Annotated in this window: 15 protein-coding genes; 11 read left to right on the forward strand and 4 right to left on the reverse strand. The window is 43.2% G+C overall.

Annotated features, from left to right (window positions below; genetic code table 11):
• The first annotated feature begins 3 nt into the window (after window positions 1-3).
• The 4 genes from H1A14_RS06185 (at window position 4) to H1A14_RS06200 (ending at window position 7,538) form a co-directional block, all read left to right on the forward strand.
• Window positions 4-1,551, forward strand: coding sequence for a RagB/SusD family nutrient uptake outer membrane protein (locus H1A14_RS06185; RefSeq protein ID WP_228527609.1), 1,548 nt, complete (start codon window positions 4-6; stop codon window positions 1,549-1,551).
• 134 nt (window positions 1,552-1,685) lie between these two features.
• A complete protein-coding gene (locus tag H1A14_RS06190; RefSeq protein ID WP_194775344.1) occupies window positions 1,686-5,216 on the forward strand; it encodes a VCBS repeat-containing protein in 3,531 nt (1,176 codons plus the stop codon).
• 223 nt (window positions 5,217-5,439) lie between these two features.
• Window positions 5,440-6,162: a 3-keto-disaccharide hydrolase gene (locus H1A14_RS06195; protein WP_194775345.1), complete on the forward strand. Its 723-nt coding sequence runs from the start codon at window positions 5,440-5,442 to the stop codon at window positions 6,160-6,162.
• Window positions 6,159-7,538 (forward strand): Gfo/Idh/MocA family oxidoreductase, encoded by a 1,380-nt coding sequence (locus H1A14_RS06200; protein ID WP_194775346.1) that lies wholly within the window; start codon window positions 6,159-6,161, stop codon window positions 7,536-7,538. The genes H1A14_RS06195 and H1A14_RS06200 overlap by 4 nt, the downstream gene beginning before the upstream one ends.
• Window positions 7,539-7,548: 10 nt before the next feature.
• Here the strand turns inward: H1A14_RS06200 and H1A14_RS06205 are convergent, their stop codons facing one another.
• Entirely contained in the window at window positions 7,549-9,153 is a 1,605-nt protein-coding gene (locus H1A14_RS06205; protein WP_194775347.1) for an FG-GAP repeat domain-containing protein, read from the reverse strand.
• A 192-nt stretch (window positions 9,154-9,345) separates the two neighbouring features.
• On the opposite strand from H1A14_RS06205, the gene H1A14_RS06210 reads away from it, so the two are divergent.
• Window positions 9,346-11,307: a glycoside hydrolase family 97 protein gene (locus H1A14_RS06210; protein WP_194775348.1), complete on the forward strand. Its 1,962-nt coding sequence runs from the start codon at window positions 9,346-9,348 to the stop codon at window positions 11,305-11,307.
• A 165-nt stretch (window positions 11,308-11,472) separates the two neighbouring features.
• Here H1A14_RS06210 and H1A14_RS06215 read toward each other — a convergent pair whose 3' ends face one another.
• A complete protein-coding gene (locus H1A14_RS06215) occupies window positions 11,473-12,777 on the reverse strand; it encodes an acetylxylan esterase (protein ID WP_194775349.1) in 1,305 nt (434 codons plus the stop codon).
• Window positions 12,778-13,045: 268 nt separating this feature from the next.
• Here H1A14_RS06215 and H1A14_RS06220 point away from each other — a divergent pair, with 268 nt between their 5' ends.
• Window positions 13,046-14,437, forward strand: coding sequence for a sulfatase family protein (locus H1A14_RS06220; protein ID WP_194775350.1), 1,392 nt, complete (start codon window positions 13,046-13,048; stop codon window positions 14,435-14,437).
• On the opposite strand, the gene H1A14_RS06225 is transcribed toward H1A14_RS06220, so the two are convergent.
• Both H1A14_RS06225 and H1A14_RS06230 read right to left on the reverse strand, forming a co-directional pair.
• Complete coding sequence (locus H1A14_RS06225) at window positions 14,427-15,335, reverse strand: alpha/beta hydrolase (RefSeq protein ID WP_194775351.1); 909 nt, start codon at window positions 15,333-15,335, stop codon at window positions 14,427-14,429. The two genes, H1A14_RS06220 and H1A14_RS06225, sit on opposite strands and share 11 nt — an antisense overlap.
• 230 nt (window positions 15,336-15,565) lie before the next feature.
• A complete protein-coding gene (locus H1A14_RS06230) occupies window positions 15,566-17,215 on the reverse strand; it encodes a DUF7133 domain-containing protein (protein WP_228527611.1) in 1,650 nt (549 codons plus the stop codon).
• Between the two features lie 282 nt (window positions 17,216-17,497).
• On the opposite strand from H1A14_RS06230, the gene H1A14_RS06235 reads away from it, so the two are divergent.
• The 5 genes from H1A14_RS06235 to H1A14_RS06255 all read left to right on the forward strand — a co-directional run bounded on the left by H1A14_RS06235 (window position 17,498) and on the right by H1A14_RS06255 (window position 23,855).
• The gene (locus H1A14_RS06235; protein ID WP_194775352.1) at window positions 17,498-18,631 is read left to right on the forward strand and encodes a metallophosphoesterase; all 1,134 of its coding nucleotides are present in this window, start codon (window positions 17,498-17,500) and stop codon (window positions 18,629-18,631) included.
• 362 nt (window positions 18,632-18,993) lie between these two features.
• Window positions 18,994-20,217: an outer membrane beta-barrel protein gene (locus H1A14_RS06240; protein ID WP_194775353.1), complete on the forward strand. Its 1,224-nt coding sequence runs from the start codon at window positions 18,994-18,996 to the stop codon at window positions 20,215-20,217.
• 4 nt (window positions 20,218-20,221) lie between these two features.
• Window positions 20,222-20,593 (forward strand): hypothetical protein, encoded by a 372-nt coding sequence (locus tag H1A14_RS06245; protein ID WP_194775354.1) that lies wholly within the window; start codon window positions 20,222-20,224, stop codon window positions 20,591-20,593.
• 41 nt (window positions 20,594-20,634) lie between these two features.
• Window positions 20,635-21,864 carry a hypothetical protein gene (locus H1A14_RS06250; RefSeq protein ID WP_194775355.1) on the forward strand — a complete coding sequence of 410 codons (1,230 nt, stop codon included), beginning with the start codon at window positions 20,635-20,637 and terminating at the stop codon, window positions 21,862-21,864.
• Between the two features lie 5 nt (window positions 21,865-21,869).
• A complete protein-coding gene (locus H1A14_RS06255; RefSeq protein ID WP_194775356.1) occupies window positions 21,870-23,855 on the forward strand; it encodes an IPT/TIG domain-containing protein in 1,986 nt (661 codons plus the stop codon).
• The last annotated feature ends 42 nt before the right edge of the window (window positions 23,856-23,897 follow it).

The raw sequence follows: 23,897 nt of genomic DNA on the forward strand, positions 1-23,897 counted from the left end.
ACCATGAAAATATTAAAAATTGGAGCATTATGTGTCATCATGACATTGGTGACCATGGCCTCTTGTGAAGATAAACTGAATTTGGCACCCCTTGGAGAATTGAATTCAGAGACCTTTTATATTACCATAGATGATTTTGAAGCGGCCTCTTTGGCTCCTTACAGTACCTTGTTAAACTTCTACTATGAACAGAACGGATTGGGGCACTACAATGGGATTGAATATCCATCAGATGATAGCAGGCATGGTGGTCAGGGTAATGAAAATAATGTGGATTTTATCTGGTTGCCCAATAACGGGAACTTCTCCTGGATTTATCAGGAATCCTACAAAGGCATCATGAGATCCAATACCATCCTCAACAGGTTGCCTAATTCAGAGTTGACTGATGCCCAAAAGGCCAGATTCGAAGGAGAAGCCAAATTTATAAGAGCCTACATGTATTTCAACTTGGCCATTCACTGGGGTAATCCTCCATTGGTGCCTGAGATAGTAACGTCTTTGGAAGGTTCAAGGATAGGCAATTCAGCTCCCGGTGAAGTACTCGATTTTGTCATTCAGGACTTGATCAATGCGAAGGCCAATCTGCCAGCAAGCTGGAATGCCTCCAATGTGGGCAGGGCTACAAGCGGGGCAGCCACCGCCTTGTTGGGCAAGGTTTACCTGTACAGGCAAAATTATACCGATGCGATCAGGGAATTCAATGAAGTGATCAATAGTGGCCAATATAGTTTGGTTGCGGACTATGGACACAATTTCAGTGAGGATCATCAAAACAATTCCGAGTCCATATTTGAAATTCAGTTTTCAAGAGGAGATTTCAATCCATGGTTACCAGTAGATTTCGGGTTGAATGAAAATCAAAACGTAGGGCATGCAGGTACTGGGCGGACCATAAATTTCCGAGCATCATGCTTTCTGGGTGTTTGTGCTCCAGGAGCCAATGGCAATGGATATGGAAGAATTCATATCACCCAACCGCTTCAAGATCAATTTGAACCCGGAGACCCGAGGATATTCCATACCTTTTTTGTGGAAGGGGATGATTATTTTGGAGTCCCCTACAATCCAGCCTGGTCCATTACAGGAGCCACTCCTTCCAAATACATCCGGAATTTCATTACCTATCCCCAACCCAATGCCGGTTCCAATAACGAAAGGGTGATCAGACTTGCCGATGTTTATCTGATGTTGGCAGAAGCAGAACTGCTTGGCAATAGCAATGTAGCGAGGGCTGCGGAACTGATCAATATGGTCAGAAGAAGAGCTGACCCTTCCGGAAATATCCTGCCAGACCGGCCTGCGGGAGCTTCATCACAGCAAATGCTGGAATGGTTGATGCATGAAAGAAGGGTCGAACTTGCACTGGAAGGCCATCGCTACAATGATCTGGTCAGGTGGCACAATGCCGGCCTGATCAACATCGCGACCGACATTGACTTCGGTTCCAGCTTGGCCAATCAAAACTGGAATACCACGCATCTTTTGAAACCATATCCTCAAAGGGAAATCGATCTGACTGCTGATCTTGTGCAGAACCCTGGATATTGATAGAAATTGATCTATTGCCTATTGAACAAAAGGCTGTCAGTTTTGACTGGCAGCCTTTTCCTTGTCTTTTATTTTGAAATGCATGATTTCAGCCTTATTTTGATCAACCCATTTGTTACCTAATTCTTAGCCAAATGAACCTAAAAATTGACATATTATTTTTTCTTTTGGCTGTATCCATCCTAGGTCTAGCTAGCTGTAGGCAAACTGAGGAAGAGAAGCCTTTGTTTCAGAAAATGCCTGCATCCCACACCAACATCCATTTTTCCAATGATATCTTAACCAATGACACCCTCAATGCCCTGAATTATGATTATATCTACAATGGCGGCGGTGTGGCTGTGGGCGATGTCAACAATGATGGTTTGCCGGATCTGTTCTTTTCGGGAAACATGGTTTCCAGCAGACTTTACCTCAACAAAGGTAATTTTGAATTTGAAGACATCACTGTGCAGGCCGGGATTGAAACTGATGTATGGGTCACCGGAGCTTCCATGGTCGATATCAACGGAAACGGGCTCACTGATATCTACTTATCGGTGGCCAATAAAAACCCAGAATTGAGTGCCAACCGCCTGTATGTCAACAATGGTGACGGAACCTTTTCGGAAAAAGCGGAGGAGTTTGGCATTGCGGACAGGGGATACAGTACCCATGCGGCCTTTTTTGATTTTGACAGGGATGGGCACCTAGACCTGTATGTATTGACCAATGCTTACGAAACCAGCAATAAAAATTTCGTAAGACCCAAAAAAACGCAGGGTGAAGCCATGAACACCGACCGGCTTTACCGGAACAATGGGGATGGTACTTTCACAGAGGTTTCGGAAGAAGCGGGTATTCTGATAGAAGGATATGGCTTGGGTGTTGCAATTGCCGATTTTAACCTGGATGGCTGGCCGGACATTTATGTGGCCAATGATTTTCTGACCAATGACCTGCTGTGGATCAACAATCAGGATGGTACCTTTACAGACCAAGCGGGTACATATCTGAAACACCAAAGTTTTAACGGCATGGGGGTGGATGTAGCGGATTTCAACAATGACGGTTATGTGGATATTGCTGTTATGGATATGCTTCCTCCGGATAACCTTAGGCAAAAAACCATGTTTCCGGACATCAATTACAATCAGTTCAGAATGATCCTTTCATTGGGATATACCCCGCAATATGTTCGCAATACCCTTCAGATGAACAATGGCAATGGCACCTTTAGCGAAATCGGTCAATTGGCTGGCATGCATGAGACCGACTGGAGCTGGGCCCCACTTTTTGCTGACTTCAACAACAGTGGATTCAAAGACCTCTTCATTACCAATGGCTACCGTAAGGATGTGACCAACCTTGATTTTATAGTTTACAACAGAGAAAAAAATATGTTTGGGACAGAACGGGCCAACTGGGAGGAAGCCATGGTTCAGCTGGAAAAACTGCCCGGTGCCCATGTCCACAATTACATGTTCAAGAATGATGGCAGTCTGATCTTCAAAGATGTGTCTGAAAGCTGGGGTTTTGGACATCCTACCTATTCCAATGGAGCTGCTTTTGTGGACCTGGACAATGATGGAGACCTAGACATGGTCATCAACAACATTGATGGGGAAGCGGGAATATACCAAAACCATTCTGATCAAAACCGGGGCACCAATTGGCTGCAGATCAGCTTAGTGGGAGAGGCCCCAAACACCCAGGCATTGGGGACCAAAATCACCCTTAGAACAGGAGAAACCATGCAGTTTCATGAACATCACCTTTACCGGGGCTATAAGTCCAGCATTTCGGAAAAAGCCCATTTTGGCTTGGGTGAAACAGAGCTGGTGGATAAAATTGAGGTAATATGGCCTGATGGGCGATATCAGGAATTGCATCAGGTTTCAGCAAACCAAAGACTGACACTCAAACAGGAAGATGCTGAAGAGCCTTCTGGGACAAAACCTCAATCCAAAAAGTCCAAAGAGATCCTTTTCACTGATATTAGCGGTACCATGGGGCTGCAATACAAGCATGAGGAAATGGACTACTCTGATTTCAAAGACCAGTTTTTGATTCCCCATAAGTTTTCCCGAAATGGGCCCGGAATGGCTGTGGGGGATGTGAATGGGGATGGCCTGGAGGATTTTTACATAGGAGGTGCTGCTGGATTTTCAGGTCAGCTGTTTCTGCAAGCCGGAGATGGTTTTGTGCCAAAACCATTTGATTTTGATCCTGGGCCGGATGAAACGGGTGCCTTGTTTTTTGATGCCAATGGAAATGGTCATTTGGACTTGTATGTGGTGTCAGGAGGCAGCGTACATCCTCAAGATTCTGAGCACTATCAGGACAGGCTGTACCTCAACGACGGAAAAGGAAATTTTACCTTGGATGAGGCAGCATTGCCCAAATTACTGGGGAGTGGCTCCAAGGTGGCGGCAGCAGACTTTGATGGAGATGGATTGCTGGACTTGTTTGTGGCAGGCAGGGTAATTCCTGGTCAATATCCTCTTGCACCGAAGTCTTACATTTTAAAAAACAAGAAAGGCAGGTTTGAGGATGTAACACAGCAAGTCCTGCCTGAACTGGAGAATTTGGGACTGGTGACCGATGCAATTTGGACGGATTTTGACGGAGATGGGAAGGTGGATCTGATCGTAGTGGGAGAGTGGATGCCTATCAGGTTTTTTCAAAATCAGGGAGGAAAATTCAAAGAGGTGACGGCATCCACCGGTCTGAAAAACACCAGCGGCTGGTGGAACAGCATTACCGCGGGGGATTTCACAGGCAATGGAAAAACCGATTATGTCTTGGGGAATTTGGGGTTGAACAGTAAGAACAAAGCATCCAAAGAGACACCGCTGAGACTGTATGCCTATGATTTTGACCGGAACAGCAGCATTGATCCTTTGATGACCCGCTTCATTCAAGGCCGGGAATATCCCGTACACCCAAGGGATAACCTGATCAGTCAAATCCCCTCCATGAAAAGAAGGTTTCCAAGGTATCAGATCTATGGAGAGGCCAACATTGATAATGTGCTTACCAAAGAGGAAAGGAGAAACGCCTTACAATTGACTGCTGATCACATGGCGTCTTCCTTTCTGGAAAACCTGGGAGGAGGTAAATTCAAGCTGACTCCGCTTCCTTTGGAAGCCCAAATTTCGCCGGTGTTTGGGTTGCAGGCAGGAGATTTTGATGGAGACGGGCACCTTGATGTGTTGCTTGCGGGAAACAGTTATGCTGCTGAAATCCATTCCGGCTGGTATGATGCCGGGATTGGTTTGCTGTTAAAAGGAAACGGGAAAGGGGATTTTACCCCTATCCGCCATCAAGAATCTGGATTTTTTGTGGATACTGATGCCAAAGGGATGGTCCGCCTGTTTTCCAAAAACGGTGAAACCTTGATCCTGGTCAGTTCCAACGACGCGGATCTCAAGGCATTTTCTGCACCCAGCCTAAGTTCAAAAGGCCTTTTCAGGCCAGAGACATTGGATACCAAAGTGGTGATTCAATTGAAAAACGGCAACCAAACCATACATGAACTCTATCATGGTTCTTCCTATTTGTCCCATTCCAGCAGAAAGATTATCATACCTGAAAATGCTACTCAAGTGACCGTATTCAATAGTTTAGGAGAGTCTCGAAAACTAGACCTATCCTTCTTGAATGTAACAACTTGGGCCAATTAAACTATAGTCTTATGTGAGTATTCAGAAAAAAATAATAAATATCTATACATGTACCCAATACACTGGTCGGATCCCGATAGCTATCGGCACAAAGTCGGAAGTCCCCCGCATGTCGCAGAGCAGGCCCGCCTGGAGTCGGGCAGGAATGTACCGAATATTCCAGTTTGATGGCGAGAATTATATTGATTTACCATTTTACGCCCAAAAGGAGGTGAAACAAATTATGGAAAAGAAAATTAAAGTGAATTTGCTAATACTGAGTCTTTTCCTAGTGGCATTTGCTGTACAAAGTCAGGAATTGCCCCAGCCTAAAGTGGTGGATCCGGCAGAAAAATGGAATGCCCCTTCCGATGCTGTGGTTTTATTCAATGGTGGTAATTTGGATAAATTTGAAAGTGTAACAGGCGGACCTGCCAAATGGATAGGAGAGGGTGACCATTTCACCGTAAATCCCGGCACCGGAAACATTCATACAAAAGATCATTTCGGCGACATACAATTACACATTGAATGGCGTACGCCTACTGAGGATATCGGTAAAAAAAATCAGGAAAGCGGTAATTCCGGTATTTACCTGATGGGCAAATATGAAGTTCAAATTTTAAATTCTTTTCGCAATGAAACCTATCCGGATGGACAGGCAGGTGCTATATATTTGCAACATCCGCCCATGGTAAATGCTTCTCGCGCACCGGGTGAATGGCAAGTATATGATATTGTTTTCAAAGCACCGGTATACAACAATGAAGGTATGGAAAAAGAACCTGGCAGGGTAACTGTTTTTCACAACGGTATTTTGATTCAGTACCATGTAGAGATTAAAGGACCTACCATAGCTTTTAATAAAGCATTGCCAGAGCATGCTACCAAAGGGCCTTTGATGTTGCAGGACCATGATAATAAAATTAGTTTTCGAAATATATGGTTAAGAGAATTGAATTTATGAAAGCATCAAGAAGAGACTTTATAAAAAAAGGGGGTGCTGCACTGGGTGCTATGATTGCAGTGCCGACCATTATTCCTGCATCCGCTTTGGGTAAAAATGGTTTTGTCGCCCCATCCGATAGAATTACCATGGCGGTAATCGGTGCCGGTAATCAAGGCGGCAATGACACACGTTCATTTTTACAGGATGAAAGAGTGCAGATCACCACCATTTGTGATGTCAATAAAAAAAGCGATGGTTATTGGGACGGAAAAGTTGCCGGTAGGGAGTTTATGATGGAAATGGTGGACCAGGCCTATCAGAAGAAATTTGGAAGAAGATACAAAGGAACAATAGGGTATGAGGACTTTCGGGAAGTATTACAAAGAAAAGATATTGATGTAGTAGAAATTGCCACACCGGACCACTGGCATGCCATCCCGGTCATGATGGCTGCCTCTGCCAAAAAAGACATCTACTGCCAAAAGCCCCTATCCCTTACTGTTCAGGAAGGACGGGACATGAGCAATGCGGTAAAACACCACAATGTGGTTTTTCAAACCGGTAGCCAGCAACGCAGCAATGAACATTTCCGCTGGGCGGTAGAAATGGTCCGTAGTGGCAAAATAGGAAAGTTAAAGAAGGTTACCTGTGGACTTCCCGGCGGGACACCTGATTTTGGCAAAACCGCTCATCTTACCGAAATACTACCTGTACCTAAAGATTTCAACTTTGACATGTGGCTTGGACCGGCTCCTGAGGCGCCTTATCAGCCTTGTCGTACACATGTTAATTACCGTTGGGTGCTCGATTATTCCGGTGGTATGGTTACCGATTGGGGCGGCCACCATCCGGATATTGCCCAGTGGGGAATTGGTGCCGATGGTTCAGGTCCCATAAGAATCCAGAATCCCAAATCAAAATGGTCAAACCACCCGGTTTACAATACGGCTACTGAATTTTATTTTGAAGCCATATATGAAAATGAGGTAGAACTGATTGTCAGCAATCTCGGTAAAGATATAGACATACCATCCGGTGTACGTTTCCATTGTGAAGCCGGCAGTGTATGGGCTACTCGTGAAGAACACCACGCCGATCCGGTAAGTGTCCTGGACATTGAACTGGAGGAAAAGGACCGCTTGTACACCAGCAACAATCATTATCGCAACTTTATTGATTGTGTTATCTCGCGTAAGGAAACTGCTGCACCGGCAGAAACCGCTCACCGTTCGATAACCATCTCGCATTTGGGCAATATCGCCATGATGCTTAATCAAGATCTGGAATGGGATCCGGTGAAAGAAAAAGTTAAAGATAATTTCCTGGCCAATCAGTTGCTTTCCAGACAGATGCGGGAGCCATGGGATAAAGTGTATATGAAATACAAGGTGTGATCTCCGATTTTCAGTTATGATTCCTTAAGACTACAAAAGGAACCCAAGGTGCAAAAAAATTCCCTTCTGATTGGGCGGGTTGAAACATCAATGATCCCAAAAGCAAATCTTCCTTGCCATTGTTGTCCAAATCAGCCTTTTCTAAGATCAACCAATTGGATATCAATGGCTCAGGAAGGGCAAAAGGTTTGAAATTGAGGTTTCCCTGATTTTGGAAATAAAGGAAATCCTGCCTTGGCATTTGATCCCAATCCGGAAAAAAAGAGATAGCTGCCACGTCCATTTCCCCATTTCCATTGAAATCACCTGCTATGGCCCGTGAGGCCCCATGCATAGGGAAAAACCAAGCCTCCTCGAAATTATTTTTTCCGTCATTCAAGAAAATCCTTACCCCATGGTAATTTTTGAAAATGGGGGAAAGGTCCGCATTATCCCCATTGGTCAATAAAATATCCAAATGTCCATCGCCGTCAAAGTCCACCAAATCAAAGTCACTGCAACCAAACAAAGGATGAAACTGTAGGGCGGCTTTTTCGAGAAACTTGCCACCGCCTTGGTTGTAAAAAATGTACACGCCCTCATAGGCCTGCGCCATCAGGACCACGATGTCGGGCAATCCGTCTCCATCCATGTCTTCAATAAAAGCCCGACGGGCACCCGGAAAATCCCTCAGCCTGTGTTCCTTGTAGCCTTCTTGGGTCTGCTCAAACCAGGCAAGGTTCCCTTTGTGGTTGCCAAAATTACTGATCACCACATCTTCCATCCCGTTTTGGTTGAGATCGCCAAAGGCAAAATGCACAGGCCTGTTGAGGTTTTCGAATTGAAGGTTGGGCGCCTGGAGTCCAGTGCCCGGATACCGGTTCCATTGCCCAATGGCTTTGGTGGAAGGGTCCATGATGCCCATGGTGAGCAGGTCCAAACTGCCATCTTTCCTGAATCTGATGTCAGATGGTGCACTGTCCACCTGAATGGAATCGATGATTTCCATGCTGTCTGATTGGAGGACAAAAACCTGTCCTAGTCTATCCCCGACATAAAGCAGATTTCTATCCATATCCTTTCTCAGCATGGTGGTCAGGGGAGCCCGTTGCTTTCCCAGATCTGGAATTTCCAATTTAAATCCTGGAATACCTTTCTCGATTTCAGGGATCTCCTGTTGCGGCAAGGGCTTTTCAGGAGCTTCTTCCAAATAGTAGGCCTCAATCTTTTTCCAGTCCGATTCTGAAATATAGGCAGTCACCGGGTAGACTTCTGGGTTCATGGCATTGATGGCTACCTGTGGATCTTCGGGCAACCTTAATCCCAGCCTTTTACGCATGTCCGGCAAGACGCTTTTCTCCCAGGTTTTTTTATCCAACAATTCGGGGTCAGGTTTCAGATGACAGGTACCACAGTAGGCTTGAGAAAGTTGGATTCCGGTCAAGTCCAAATCAGAATTGGCCAGCTCATGCAGTTTTTGCCTGTCCCTATCAGCGAGTGATGCTTCTGTTCCCCGATTTCCTTCTCCACAGCTCCAGGTGCCCAAGGTGAAAAGACCTATCATAAAATACTGTAAAAGCGATTTACTGGAAAAATTATAGTCCTTGGAGGGCAAAATTTCAAAGTGACTTATCAAAACGGTATCTCATTTAATTTTTACTCAATTGATTACAATATATCTTTTTCCTTTCATAGGACACATAAAAAAGAGATGAAATGAATAAAGATTTTAAGTGACGCTAAATCTTGGGATATGCTTTCCAAAATAGGATGTTTTTGTTATACTTGATAAGTAAACCCGTTCAAACCTTAACCCAATTGATCCATCATGAAAATATCCCTTCTCTCTTTTAATCTTGTATTGTTTGGCTTTCTCCCGATTTTTTTTTCCTGCCAACCACCTTCTTCCGAAAACGCTTGGGAAATAGCATCTCCCAATGGAAATCTGTCTGCAAGGTTTTATCTCGAATCAGATTCTTCGCGGCTCATGTACGAAGTTTTCAGTATGGAGGGGGCAGAGAAAAAGAACATACTTTTGCCTGCACCTTTGGGTTTGGCTCGGGAAGATCAAGGATTCTTTTCGGGGTTGGTTTTTGAGGAAATGTCGGGACCGGTCAGGCACTCAGATGCATACACGATGGTCACCGGAAAGCGATTGGATAACAAAGATGAAGCAGAAGAAATGACCCTTACCTTCTCCAATCAACAAGGCGGTTTACTGAATTTGGTGGTTAGGGCATATGATGAGGGGATTGCCTTTCGGTATGTATTTCCTGAAAAACAAGATGGGAAATTCAAGGTGATCAAAGAATATACTTCATTTCAATTGAATGAATCCAGTAAAAAATGGATTCAACCCTATGATTCCATTACCAATTATACCCCTGCATATGAAAAATACTACACCAATGGGGAGCCTTTGGGTAGTCGGCCTCAGTATGGAAACGGCTGGTGTTTTCCGGCACTCTTTGAGACGTCAGGTCATTGGGTGCTGCTTTCTGAGACCGATTTGGATGAGGGGTTTTATGGATCAAGGTTGGAAGGGAATGGCTCAACATATTCCCTGGCAGGGCCTTTAGAAGGAGAGGCTTTTGGAGAAGGGAATGTATATGCGGAAAACACCCTTCCATGGGAAATGCCTTGGCGTTTCATCACTGTTTCCAAAGAAATTTCCGGCATAGTTGAATCCAATATGGTGCATCATCTGGCATCACCACAAGCAGATGAGGATTTCTCCTGGGTAGAGACGGGCCGTGCTTCCTGGAGCTGGTGGAGTGACAATGACAGCCCGCAGGATTTTGATAAACTCAAAACCTTTATTGATTTTGGTTCCACAATGGGATGGGAGTATTCTCTGATAGATGCCAATTGGAATGTCATGCAAGGAGGAGATGTCTGGGAGCTGAATGAATATGCCAAATCCAAATCGGTGGGGCTTTGGCTATGGTACAATTCCGGTGGTCCCCACAATGTGGTGACTGAGATGCCGAGAGACAGGATGCATGAAAGAGAGGCAAGGAGAGAAGAGTTTAAAATGCTTAAGGAAAAAGGCATCAAAGGCATCAAGGTGGATTTTTTCCAAAGTGACAAACAGCACATCATTGAGCAATACATGGGGATCTTGGAGGATGCCGCTGCGCATCAGATTATGGTCAATTTTCATGGTTGCACCATACCCAGAGGTTGGGCGAGGACATGGCCAAACCTGCTGACCATGGAAAGCGCAAGGGGAATGGAAACCTATATTTTCGGAAGGGACTTCCCTGAAAAGGCGCCTCTACATAATGTCCATCTGGTTTTTACCCGTAATGTGGTGGGATCCATGGATTATACTCCTCTGGCATTTTCCAACTCTACCTATCCCAGAAAGACCAGTTATGGGCATGAACTGGCTTTAGGGGTGGTTTTTGAAAGCGGGCTTGTGCATCCATCAGATGCCGTGGACCAATACAAACAGCTTCCAAGTCCCGTATTGGACTTTATCAAAGACTTGCCGGCGGTATGGGAAGACACCAGACTGCTGGCAGGTCACCCCTCTTCAGATGCTTTGGTTGCCAGAAAAAGCGGAGACAGCTGGTACATAGGCTATATCAATGGACTGGAAGAAAGCAGAACCGTTGAGGTAGATTTTGGTTTTCTGGAAAATGGAAATTTTGAAGTCGAACTCCTCGCAGATGGGGAAGATCATCAGTCTTTTTCCTTTGGACAAACCGACACCGAGCAAGGGAACACACCTTCTGTAAATGTGCTTCCTTTTGGAGGTTTTGTGATGAAACTGAGCCAAAAATGAGAAAAGATTATACCCAATCTGAAGGTCAGGTTCTAAAAAAAGACTTATTGAGTAAGATCAATTTTGGGAAAAGTCAAATAGGAATGAGGCATTATTCTACGCCTAAACACTTGTGGTAAGAAAAATAACTGTATCAAATTGCAGGCTGACGGATATTCATGAAGCCTATTTTACCCCAAATTTTCCAAACAGCCAATCTTCTGTTTTTTTCCCTTGTTCCGGATATGTCCAGTGCCCGGTTTCCGGAACCACAAAGACTTCTTTGGGCGCTTGGATCACATTGTAGGCGGAATAGAAAGAGGTGGGAGGACAGACTTCATCATTGAATCCCCAGGTATAAAAGCCGGGGGCTTTCAGGATTCTGGCAAAATTGACCACATCATAGTAAGCCAGCGTTTCGATCACTTCAGGTTTGTTGTAATGCTTGAGATTTTGACCAGTAAATACATGGGGCCAGCCTCCTGCTCTCCCGTTGAGGTATCCCGTAAGGTCACTCAAGGCAGGGTAAACTGCTGCCAAATAGTCGATCCTGGAATCTAAAGCTGCCGTGATGATGGCCAATGCCCCTCCCTGACTTCCTCCCTGAACGGCAAGATTTTGGCCATCGTACTGAGGCAGGTTGACCAAAAAGTCCACAGCCCGGACACAGCCCAAATACACCCGCTTGTAATAATACAGGTCCTTGTCCTGATTGTTGATATGCATGTATCCGCTCAATGCTCCCGCGGATAGATTGTTATAGACCTCCTGAGGAAGATCTACCGGAATGCCATGAATGCCAATCTGCAAAGTAATCGCACCCCGCATTGCTTTTCCCAGATCTCCTCCATAAGGTCTGATCCCTGCTCCGGGTACATTCAAGATCGCGGGAAACTTCCCTTCCCCTGTAGGAATGCTTAAAATTCCATAGATTCTGGAATTTCTGATGTTTTGAAAACTGACATGGTAGACATCCAGGTGTTGGTTGCTTTTCTCCGGTAAGTGGGTCATTGTATAATCCATCGGAATTTCCGCCAATTCTGCCTTGGCTTTGTCCCAAAAAGCAGCAAAATCAGCCGGCATTTTGACCGTGGGCTGAATTTTTTCCGGTTCAAATGCAGCGGTACCTAAACCCTTGTATTCCTTACCGTCTAGGGTGGCATACACCTCACACCTGAGAAATCCCGGATTCCGCATGGTGAATTTCTGGGTTTTGGCTTTACCATCCTTCAAGTTAAGCGTCCCTTCCTTCAATGGCTCCATCTTTTCTTCCATCACCACATACCTGACATTTTCTACCGGCACAGCCACGCCGGATTGTGTGATGTTGATGGAAAACTCCACATTCTCCCCTGTTTTGTAAGTCCAATCTGTTTTATCCGGGGCCACAGAGATGTTCAGATATTGCCTTGGGATCTGGCCCGATGAAAACTCAATGATGCAGAAAGTGAATACACAAAGGAGTAATAGGCTATTTCTGTTTAAATTCATGGTTTGGCATTAAAGTACGTACAAAATTTAAATTGCTATAAATTTAAATGACTCTGGCAGGGAAAGCAATCTTTTGTGGAGTTTCATTTCTTCCATCATTTTATAAGTTTGTTTTCGAGAATACGCAACAAATATTTGGGAAAATGGACCAGTTGATTTCTCCTTTCTGGGTTTTTTAAGCCTTCAGAATGTTGTGATAAAACCAAAGCATTTGTAATTTCCAGATCAAATCAAATTAATTATTTTGCAACGAATATTCCCTAGAAACATGTCAAAGCCTTATTACAGGATAGCCATAATTTTTTTGTTTATTTTCCAGATTTCCTGCAAACAACAAGATGAAAATACCCATACGCTACCCAATATCGTTTTTATTTTTGCTGATGACTTGGGATATGGTGACCTGAGCTGTTATGGGGCAACTGATATTGCTACTCCGCATATTGACCGACTGGCTGCTGAAGGAATAAAATTCACTTCATTCATGTCTGCATCTCCTGTTTGTAGTCCATCAAGGGCGGGACTTCTGACGGGACGAATGCCACAAAGAATGGGAATCAACGGGGTTTTTTTTCCGGACAGTTTCACAGGAATGGATCCAGATGAAATCACTTTTGCAGAGATCCTAAAGGACAAAGGTTACAGAACCGGCATTGTCGGGAAATGGCATCTTGGACACATGGAAAGGTTCCTTCCGCTGAATCAGGGCTTTGATGAGTATTTTGGAATTCCTTACAGCAATGACATGGCCTCAGTGGTTTATTTGCGGGGCAACGAAGTGGCATCTTTTGAAGTGGATCAACAGTATATTACGAAAAATTACACGGAAGAAGCCTTGAAGTTCATTGATGGTGCCAAGGGGCAACCCTTCCTCCTGTATATCCCCCACAGCATGCCCCATGTACCAATATATGCTTCTCCCGGATTTTTGGGTACCTCTCAAAGAGGACTATATGGCGATGTCATCCAAGAATTGGATTGGAGTGTTGGTGAAATAGTAAAGAAACTGGAAGATGAAGGTCTTTTGGAGAACACATTGGTGGTTTTCACCTCTGACAATGGACCGTGGTTGGTGATGGAAGAGCATGGAGGTTCTGCTGGCGGCTTGAGAGAAGGAAAACAATATACCTTTGAAGGAGGAATGAGGGTACCTGCAGTTGCCATGTGGAAAGGTAAGATCCAAGCTGGACAAGTCTATGAGGATTTGGCGACCATGATGGACTGGTTTCCCACTTTTTGCCAGATGGTAGGTGCTGAGTTGCCAAATGATCGACTGATTGACGGGAAAGACCTGAGTGCTGTTTTATTTGAAAATGGGAAAAGGGCCGATGATAAATTTCTATACTATGATGGTGCAATTCAGGAAGGCTATAGGGATGGAGACTGGAAAATCAAAAGACCCTATAAGGGATTTCCAGGAGCCAATTGGAAGCAAAAAGTTGATGGACATGACACCTTATTGGTAAACCTTAAAAATGATCCTGAAGAATCCACCAATCTTCTAAAGGCAAACCCGGAAAAAGCTGCACAAATGTACCGCAACATGGATTTGGCTGTCCAACAGCTGGGTCCTCTTCCAGAAAGTAAAGTCCTAAGAGGGGCTGTGGATAACAGCCATTACGAATTTCTTGAAGAAAAAAGAAAAAAGGCTAATCAATGATTGTCGATTTCATCCATTTTTCCACTTCATCCATCCACTTGACGGATGAAGTGGGATTGTTCATGCCATAGCCATGGCCTCCTTCCTCGAAATAGGTAGTGCCTACAGGTATGTGATGTTCTTTGAGCTTAGCCTCCATGACATAGGAATTTTTGATGCTTACATTGTCATCTTTGGCATGCACCAGGTAGGTTGGAGGTGTATTTTCATTCACATGTTTTTCATTGGAATATAGGTCAAGCATTTCTTTTGTGGGGTTTTCCCCCAAAAGGTTCTTGGCCGAACCACTGTGGCTGATGTCGGGGTCAAAGCTGACTACCGCATACACCAAAACCATAAAATCAGGTCTGAGACTCGTCTGGTTGGGATTGTCTATGACGACTCTTTGATACTGGGTACCCGCCGTGGCAGCCAAATGTCCCCCTGCCGAAAACCCCAAGATTCCGATTTGATCAGGATTGATGTTCCATTTATCCGCATTTTCCCTGACCATTTGAATGGCTCGCTGGGCATCCTGTAAGGGGCCTATGGTCTTGTCTATCATGCTTTCATCATTGGGTAGGCGGTATTTGAGCACAAAGGCAGCAATTCCCTTTCGGGTAAATTCTTCTGCAACATCCGATCCCTCATGACCGGCAGCAAGGATCCAATATCCCCCTCCAGGGCAGATGATGACAGCCTGACCTGTTGCGTTTTCCTCAGAAGGAAGATAGGCAGTCAAGGTAGGATTCGTCACTTTACTGATCCTCAAGATTCCGTTTTCACTGGTTTCTGATTTTTCCTCATCAGGAACATCAATGGCATTGGGGATGGCGTTTTTATATAGTGGCATTACGTTTTGGGCCAACGCAGTAAGAGAGGTAATTGATAAAAGAGAAAGGATTAATAGGTTTTTCATGGTTTTATTGCGGTTAAAACTCCTTCAATTTAAGCCAATTTTTTTATTCCCGGTAAATCAGGCATGGTCATTTGGTATTTGTGGAATACAAAATTCAAATGTCAAGGGTCCAGGATCAATTTTTGACCCGCAACAATTATGCTGATGCCAATTCCGGGTTTTTTTGCAGCATGAAAAATGGACTGGAGAGGTTGCAACAAATATCCAAGACGGCATACAAACTGAAAAACTTATTCTGACCTCGAAAGACTGATGATATAATCCAAAAGATGCTCAATTTCCTGCTCGGATAGTCCGGAGAGCAAACCTTCGTACATCAGGGATTTTTTTTCTTCTTCTACCTTTATGATTTGATCCCTTGGGATTTTTTCTACAAAATTCCCGACCAACATGACAGAGAGGTGCTTTTCATCTGTATTGATGATCCTGCCAAGTTGCACTTTTCCATCGTTAAGCGTGATTTTGACTCCCATCATGCTGGGTTTAATGATTTCGGAAGGGGCTTCGATTTCTTCCCGTATTTCTGCTCTTGATAATCGGTTTCCTATATCATTCAGATTGGGTCCCAGCAATTCCTCGCTTTCATCCACTTGGTGGCAGGCAGAACAGGCACGCTCTGCAAAAAGTTGCTTCCCGGCCTCGATGGCATTTTCTGAAAGATCGGATGGTTTGAGTTCTCTTTGGGCCACCGGAGTAGGAGATACTTCGGGGTCATAAATCAACCTAAAGAATCCCCCGGTTTGGGTTTCTGTAGGATTGTACCAGTAATCTGAGCGACCGTGCTGTGCCAGATACAGGTCACCGTTTTTGCCGAAAGCCAAGTCTGAAAGCTTTGGGATATCCGCCACAGGAAACTCTTCAAACACATAGTTACTATCATCTTGCTTCTCTATTTTCACCCTGCCTACGCCTCCACGTTGCCAACGCTCACCCGGGCCATAAAAAGCAATGAACAGCTGACCGGCCGCATCTCCAAAATCATTTTCTGTCGAATTGAAAGCCATGCCTCCTGGAGCTACTTCAGTTTTGAGAATATGGGCAGGTTCCTGAAGCTTACCGGGTGAGCCATATTTAAGGGGGTTGTGTCCATAAAATGCACCGGCTACCAGCAAATTCAACTCTTCATGGGGATTGCCTCCACCTTCATTGTCAGTAAAAAAAAGATCCCCTTCCTGATTGAATCCCACTCCATAGACCGATCTGATACCAGAGGCCAGTATTTCAGATTGCTTGCCATCCGGTGAAATTCTGATGATGGCCCCTCTGTACCCTTTTGGGTCAGGAGAGGCACCGGCATTCCAGGAATCTGTGCTCATGGCACAATAAAGCCAGCCATCAGGGCCGAAATTCAAGCCTGTTGTCCATTCATATGGATGGTTGCTGAATGGGATCTCATTAAAAAAAGTCCAGCTGCTGTCAGCCCTACCATCTCCATCCATATCCACAAAAGCCCTGATTTCCTGGCTGGTACCAATGTAAACGGTGTCACCCCGATAGGTAAAACCTGAGGGTGAACGTAAGCCAAATTCGCTGACATCAACATACAATGCCGCCTCGTCTTCCAGCCCATCCCCGTCAGAGTCCAATAACCGGTAGATTTCCCCTGTCTGATTGGCGGCATAGATATGTCCATTTGGCCCCAAGGAAATCTGTATGGGATTTACGATGCTGACCCCTTTGTCTATGGGTAGCATTTCCAACCGGTAATGCCCATACACCGGAAATTCTTTTTGACTGTAGAAGAGGTTTTCTTCTGAGTTTTTCGTGGAACAGCAGCAAAGTAAGAGCGGAATTAGCCATGCAAGATGAATAACCCAGCGCTTAGGCCATTCATTTTTCACCCAACATCCCTGCATATTATTGTAAGCCAAAAAATTCATGATGATATTATTTTGTCAAATCAACAAAAACCAATGTACTTCGAAGGTAGAAAATATTTGGCTGAAAATCAGGGATAAAATTTTGCAATTCCTGATATATTTAATTGGTTATTAATGACTTAAGTAAAAAGTTAAAGTGAATTTTTTCAATGGCTATTAGAGAAATTTTGTTTGAGATACAGGATTTCCATCTTTTGACCAAAAGTAAATGCAGGCTCAATAGGGAATATTTAACTGTATTTTTTTAACTTTTACATCCCGTCATAATTAACTCCTTTTTCGATGTTCAGAAAGCTTGTCAGATTGATCAAAGCACCGATTGTATTTGTATTGAAAAGACCCATCATTTGGTTTTCGCAACGTGTCTCCTCATCACCCCAAAAAGAAGCGGTTTTTGAAAGGCTCAGTGAGATTTACGAGGGCATTACATCTGATTCGGATTTAAAAGAGGGGGCAATGTATGACATCAACCTGAAAGACGGCCGGAGCACCATCATCCTGACAGATCACCACAAAGGAAACCGAAGAGGAGGCGATGAATTCAGACACACCGAGGGGACCTACTTGGCTGCTTTGGATTATTATGATCAAAAAGACAGCTATTACATCAATTTAGGGGACAGTGAAGAACTTTGGAAATACAACATTTTTTCCATCATGAAAAAGAACAAGGCCACATTTGAAGCGGAGAAAAAATTTGTAAAGCGAAAAGCTTTTTTCAAACTCTATGGGAACCATGATATTTTCTGGAAAATAGATCCTTTTGCCAGTTTTTACCTCTGGCAGCTGTATGGCAAGCCCATCAACATTTACGGAGGGATTGTCATTCGGGTCAACTATGCGGAAGGACATTACATTGATTTCTTCTGTACCCATGGACATCAGGGTGACAGTAGGTCAGACGGTAATTGGTTTTCCAAATGGTTTGTGGCTTACATCTGGGGGCCTTTGCAGTCTTTTTTGGAGATCAACATCAATACCCCTGCCCTCAGCCAACAGGAGAAAACTTACCACAACCAGTTGATGTATGAGTGGAGTCAAAATCAAAAAAACCTGGTGCTGATCACCGGACATACCCATCAGACCATTTTTCACTCTTACAGCCATATACAATGGCTCAAGCAACAGCTGTCCATCGCACAGGATCAAGGCTTAGAAGAAGAGGCAGCTTCATGGCAGGAGAAAATCAACCGGCATCCCAGCCAATGCGATGGTCGCCTTACAGACAAAAATGGGGAGAAACCGACCTATTTCAATGCGGGATGCTGTTGTTTCAATGACGGAAGCATGTCTGGAATAGAAATTTCAGGTGGACAGATTGCCTTGGTTCGTTGGGCAAATGAAGAAGGGGAATACAAGAGAAAGGTCTTAGAAGCGCTCCCTTTGATTGAGCTGCATCATTTGTTTTATGATTGAAGTTTTTTAGAAACAAAATATTCTGCTTAAACGGGTTGGAAGTCCGAAGTCGGGAGTCCTTCTGTCGGCGTCGGGCAGGCCCGCCTGAGTCGGGCAAGAATGTACGGGACATTTCAATTTGTTGGCGAGTATTATATGGAATTACCATTTTACAGGCATCATTAGGTACATACATTTATTTTATTAAAACGATCAAATAGCAAATAATTAGCGACAAAAAACATTTTTGTAAACATAAAAATTCCAATATTTAAATGTGAAAATTTTTATAAAAATTCTTTAGTTTTTTAACTTGGTATTGCATTATATTGTTGAAATTTTAGTTTTCAATTTTACGTTTTTGAATACCCTTTTCCTCATTTATGAAATCACTTATTACTGGCATCTTTTTGCTGATGCTGACCCATGTGGCCTTTGGGCAATCTGATTTTAGGGCTGGCTATGTCATTTTCCCAAATGGAGATGTCATAAAAGGTCAAATCGATTTTAAAGAAAATTCGAAAAATTATCAAGTTTGTGTTTTTAGAAACGATCCCAAGTCGGAAATCAGGAAATTTTCCCCCAATGATTTAAAGGGGTTTGGTTTTGAAGGAGACAAAAGATTTGAATCTCGAGAAATTGCTGCGGATGATGGCAATAGCATGGAATTTTTGCAGGTTTTGGTGAGTGGAGAAATTACCTTGTTTAGAGATGCCAATAATTTCTATGTGGAAAAGGAAGGAAAAGGGTTTTTCCAGTTGAACCAAAAAGATGTTCAAAAGGAAATAGATGGAAAGACCATGATATCCAAATCAAACAAACACATAGGAATTTTGAACTTGTTTTTGGCCGATTGTCCAGACATGGCTGGAAGGATTCCGAAGCTAAGCTTGAATGAAAAGCAGTTGACAAAATTGATTTCTGATTACCATGTTTGCACTGAGAAAACGTATACTTCCTATAAGGCAGAAAAACCATGGATTAGAATTGAAGGGGGGCCAATGGCCGGCATGCATTTTTCCAGGATGTCCGTAAAAAGTGCCAATGTAACCAATGAAATAGTGAATGGGACCAATGACTTGGTTTCCAGTCCTTTAATAGGTGTCAATCTTGACTTATTTTTCCCTAGGCTACATGAGCGGGTTTCAGTAACCGCAGGACTTAATTATACCAAATCGACCTATAATCTCTTTCACGAAGGACCAGTATTTGACCGGACAAAAAGAAACTTCTTTACACTTTCAAATCAAGAATTAAAAGTCCCGATGGGAGTCCGTTATCATTTTCCAGAAAGAAATCTTACACCTTTTGTATCCATTGGACTTTCACAGACTTTTAATTTGAACACCCAAAATCTTTGGGCGGAGGAAATAGAAAGCCGCAATGAAATAGAAACTTTTCACCATGACAATCTCCTGAGAAGTTTTCAGCTGGGAGCATGGGGAAGTGTGGGATTATCCAAAAATCTTTCTGAGCGAATGAAAGGAATAGTAGAACTGAGAATGGAACATACCAACGGGGTATATAAAGGAGACCCAAGGTCACCTATCGGCATGACCTCAAGGGTCACCAATCTTCAATTGGTATTGGGTATTAACTTTAAATGAAATCATGAAAAAATCACTTTGGGTAATTTTGTTGCTTGCCCTAAACTTATCTGCCTGCATAGAATCAGAACTACCAGAACAGGCCTATCCGAGAGTTGAAACCATGGAGGTCAACCCATCTGCTAACCTTCGTGGTAGAATCGATTTCCCCTCCAATCAAGCCATATCCGACCATGGATTCCTTTATGGCACCAATGAACTTACACTCAAGTATGAAGGAGAAAAAATCTCCCTAGGCACTGCCCAAGGTTCCCTGGATTTTACCTCTCCACCACCGCCACAATTTGCTGGAGGCACTACATATTATTTTAGGGCATTTGCTAAAACGGAAACGCATACAGTTTTTGGAAATGTGGTGGCCTATAAACTTCCCTGAGGAGCCAAATTTGAATAGTTTAAAGACAGACCATCCTCAAAATGAAATCACTTTTCACAGGCATCTTTTTACTGATGCTGACCCATTTGGCCTTTGGGCAATCTGATTTTCGGGCTGGATATGTCATCACCCTAGAGCGGGACACGCTTTTTGGATTGGTAGACTACAAGGAAAGTGCCCTTAATTCCAAAAAATGCAGGTTTATTGATTACAATAACAGCATGACCAATGATTTTAATCCTAAGGAAATTTTTGGGTATGGGTTTAATCAGGACAAATTCTTCGAATCAAAGGAGGTGGTGAAGGAGAACAATGAAGTGGACCGTGTTTTTATTCAGGTTTTGGTAAAAGGTCAAGCCTCTCTGTACCGGTACAAAGATGACTTTTACCTAGAAAAAGAAGAGAGCGGATTGCTTAGGCTTACAGATCCTAAAGTACTTGTAGAAAAGAACGGAAGAAAATATTACAGGAAGCCAATCAAACACATCGGCATATTCAATTCATTGCTTACAGATTGTAAATATTCAATTTCCAAATTTGATAAGGTAGAAGTGGATGAAAAGTCCTTCACCGAGGTAGTTGAATCCTACAACGAATGCACTGGATTGCCTTACATCGCTTACAAAGAAGAAAAACCCTGGACTGTAACACAGATTGGGTTGGTATTTGGTTACAATGCCTCACAGGCGAATATGGTTTCGAGACTTTCATATGAAAGCCACTTGGATGGGTCTTCATATACCAATTTTTCTCCGGGATTGGGTTTGTCTTTTAAATTTCTCGCCCCGAGGATCAATGAAAAACTGGGGATAACAATAGATCTCATTGGTAGAAATCAGCTCTATAAGGTGTTTTCAGGTCAAAGGGATGTACTGAATTCTACCAACAGCTACATGACATTGTCATTTTTCGAATTGAAGATTCCCTATGGTTTGACGTATACCCTGACAGGTAAAAAAACAAGTCCCTTCTTTAGTGGAGGAGCTTCCCACACTTTACATTTTAATAGACATTCCGAAGCCATTTATGAAAATAATCAAGCAGGTGTGGTATATACCAGTCGTGGGCATGGTCAGGAAATCAATGACTTTCAGATGGGAATTTGGGCTTCTTTGGGTGTAATCAGGAAAATGTCATCTCGGTATAGCGGATTTGTTGAGTTTAGGGCAGAAAAAACAAATGGACTAAACAGTCAGAAGAGCGGACCCGGATTGGACATTTCACCCAGTGTAAACAATTTTCAGATTTTGACTGGTATTTACTTTAAATAAGTTTCATGAACAGATTCATAGGCTGCTTAGGCTTTTTGTTGATGATGACATTAAGCTGCCGGGAGGAAGAATTTCCAATTCCTGGATATCCTCAGGTTGAAACCCACTCCATCGCCATCATGGGCGAAACAAGTGTTGCATTTTCCGGGGCCATAACTTTTCATAAAAACTTCAAAATCCTTGACCATGGTTTTATCTGGGGAGAAAAAGAAGAGCTCAGTTTGGAACTTTCAGAAAAGTTTTCCAGAGGAGCAACCGAGGGTTCCTTGAATTTTGAATTTGTCCTGGACAGGGGGATGGTAAAGGATAAAACGTATCATGTAAAAGCATATGCTGTCACCGATACCCATATCGTATATGGAAACGTCGAGACTTTTGTCAGCCCTGGCAGTAAATCTCCCATGATCCTTGATTTTTCACCCCGAATTGGTGTTTGGGGGGATACCATCAGGATTTCAGGAAAGAATTTCAATCAAAGACCCGAAAACAATAAGGTCACTTTCGGACAAGCCGAAGCAGAAATTATCAACAGCAGTGATAGTCTTATTTATTGTTTGGTTCCCACATTTAGCTCCTATCCAACGGCATCCATTGCTGTCCAAACCGCAGGGATGCTTGCGAAAGCACCTGAGGTGTTTAAGTTTTCAGCACCCGAATTGTTGTCTTTTTCACCGACTACGGGGATTTTTGGAGATACCCTGATCTTGGAAGGACTAAACCTTGGGTATTACCTGCATCACTTAAAGGTTTACTTTGATGAACATCCAGCCAGATTGGTTAGCATGGAACAAAACAAGCTTAAAGTAATCGTACCGGATGAAGTTTCAGTCAAAAACAGTAAAATCAGCCTGCAGTTCGTGGAAAGTCACTTGGTATTCAATGACTATTTTACCTTGATTCCGCCAAAACTTTTGGCTTTGGAAAAAACCAGTAGCTTCACCGACACCAGTTTAAAAATTTATGGTGAAAATTTTAATCCGATTACCGATCAAAATAAACTTTTTTTTGGAAATACCGAGGTAGAAATCCTTAATTCCGGAACAGATTTCCTTGAATTCAGAATGCCAACAAGAGGTCATTACAGGAATAGAACGGATAATTTTACAGTGGAAATAGCCGAACAAAGCAATACTTTGGATGTCTCCTTCCAACTTTTGGACCCATGGCTTAGAATTGCGGATTTTCCATTTTCCGGAGAAAAAGTAAATATGGCAGTAGGATTTTCAGCTTATGGAAAAGGTTATGTAGGCTTAGGTGAAGAAAATTCGGAAATCTTCTGGGAATATGACCCCATGATGGATTCTTGGAACAAGAGTGTTACATTTCCCGGCAAGAACAGGTCACTGGCCGCACACTTTTCTTTAGGGGAGTTTGTATATATAGGCCTTGGGTACAATTATCCTTTTAATTACTTTCAGGATTTCTGGAAATTTAATCCAATAACCAAGAGATTTTCAGCTATCAAACCATTTCCTTTTGGGTCATACACAGGAATTGGCTTGTCTACAAGAGGAAGAGCATTCTTAATCATTCCTCGGGAAGAGCAAAATTTCTGGGAATATGATCCTGTAAAGGATGATTGGATTGATTTGGGAAATCAAGGCCTTCCCAAATATCCAGAAACAGGTTTCGTGATCGATGATAGGATGTTTGTGTATGTTTTAGACCCCTTCGAAGAAATCAATAGACTGTATGAATATGATTTTAACTTAAAAGTTTGGCTGCCAAAAGCCGAACTATGGGATGGGGAATCTCATGAAGGGTCCAATGCATTTGTGATCAATGGAAAGGCCTTTCTCCGAACTTTTCGGTCATTGTACAGGTATGATCCGATACAGGATTTTTGGGAGAAAAGGGCCTTTAAAGATCCAGATTTCAGAAATTACGCGGTATCCTTTGTCATCAACCAGAAAGTTTATTTAGGTACCGCAGGTTCCTTTATTAATGTAAATGACTTCTGGGAATATGACCCAGCTTATGATGTAGATTGAAACAACAAATTTAAATAACCATTTATACTTAATTGTACCCAC

It is taken from the genome of Pararhodonellum marinum, assembly GCF_015354735.1.
GTDB lineage: Bacteria > Bacteroidota > Bacteroidia > Cytophagales > Cyclobacteriaceae > Pararhodonellum > Pararhodonellum marinum.

What these genes read in the sequence shown, in the direction of transcription:
- H1A14_RS06185 (WP_228527609.1), top strand. Translation starts at nt 4, where the DNA reads ATGAAAATATTAAAAATTGGAGCATTATGTGTCATCATGACATTGGTG.
- H1A14_RS06190 (WP_194775344.1), top strand. Translation starts at nt 1,686, where the DNA reads ATGAACCTAAAAATTGACATATTATTTTTTCTTTTGGCTGTATCCATC.
- H1A14_RS06195 (WP_194775345.1), top strand. Translation starts at nt 5,440, where the DNA reads ATGGAAAAGAAAATTAAAGTGAATTTGCTAATACTGAGTCTTTTCCTA.
- H1A14_RS06200 (WP_194775346.1), top strand. Translation starts at nt 6,159, where the DNA reads ATGAAAGCATCAAGAAGAGACTTTATAAAAAAAGGGGGTGCTGCACTG.
- H1A14_RS06210 (WP_194775348.1), top strand. Translation starts at nt 9,346, where the DNA reads ATGAAAATATCCCTTCTCTCTTTTAATCTTGTATTGTTTGGCTTTCTC.
- H1A14_RS06215 (WP_194775349.1), bottom strand. Translation starts at nt 12,777, where the DNA reads ATGAATTTAAACAGAAATAGCCTATTACTCCTTTGTGTATTCACTTTC.
- H1A14_RS06220 (WP_194775350.1), top strand. Translation starts at nt 13,046, where the DNA reads ATGTCAAAGCCTTATTACAGGATAGCCATAATTTTTTTGTTTATTTTC.
- H1A14_RS06225 (WP_194775351.1), bottom strand. Translation starts at nt 15,335, where the DNA reads ATGAAAAACCTATTAATCCTTTCTCTTTTATCAATTACCTCTCTTACT.
- H1A14_RS06230 (WP_228527611.1), bottom strand. Translation starts at nt 17,215, where the DNA reads ATGAATTTTTTGGCTTACAATAATATGCAGGGATGTTGGGTGAAAAAT.
- H1A14_RS06235 (WP_194775352.1), top strand. Translation starts at nt 17,498, where the DNA reads ATGTTCAGAAAGCTTGTCAGATTGATCAAAGCACCGATTGTATTTGTA.
- H1A14_RS06240 (WP_194775353.1), top strand. Translation starts at nt 18,994, where the DNA reads ATGAAATCACTTATTACTGGCATCTTTTTGCTGATGCTGACCCATGTG.
- H1A14_RS06245 (WP_194775354.1), top strand. Translation starts at nt 20,222, where the DNA reads ATGAAAAAATCACTTTGGGTAATTTTGTTGCTTGCCCTAAACTTATCT.
- H1A14_RS06250 (WP_194775355.1), top strand. Translation starts at nt 20,635, where the DNA reads ATGAAATCACTTTTCACAGGCATCTTTTTACTGATGCTGACCCATTTG.
- H1A14_RS06255 (WP_194775356.1), top strand. Translation starts at nt 21,870, where the DNA reads ATGAACAGATTCATAGGCTGCTTAGGCTTTTTGTTGATGATGACATTA.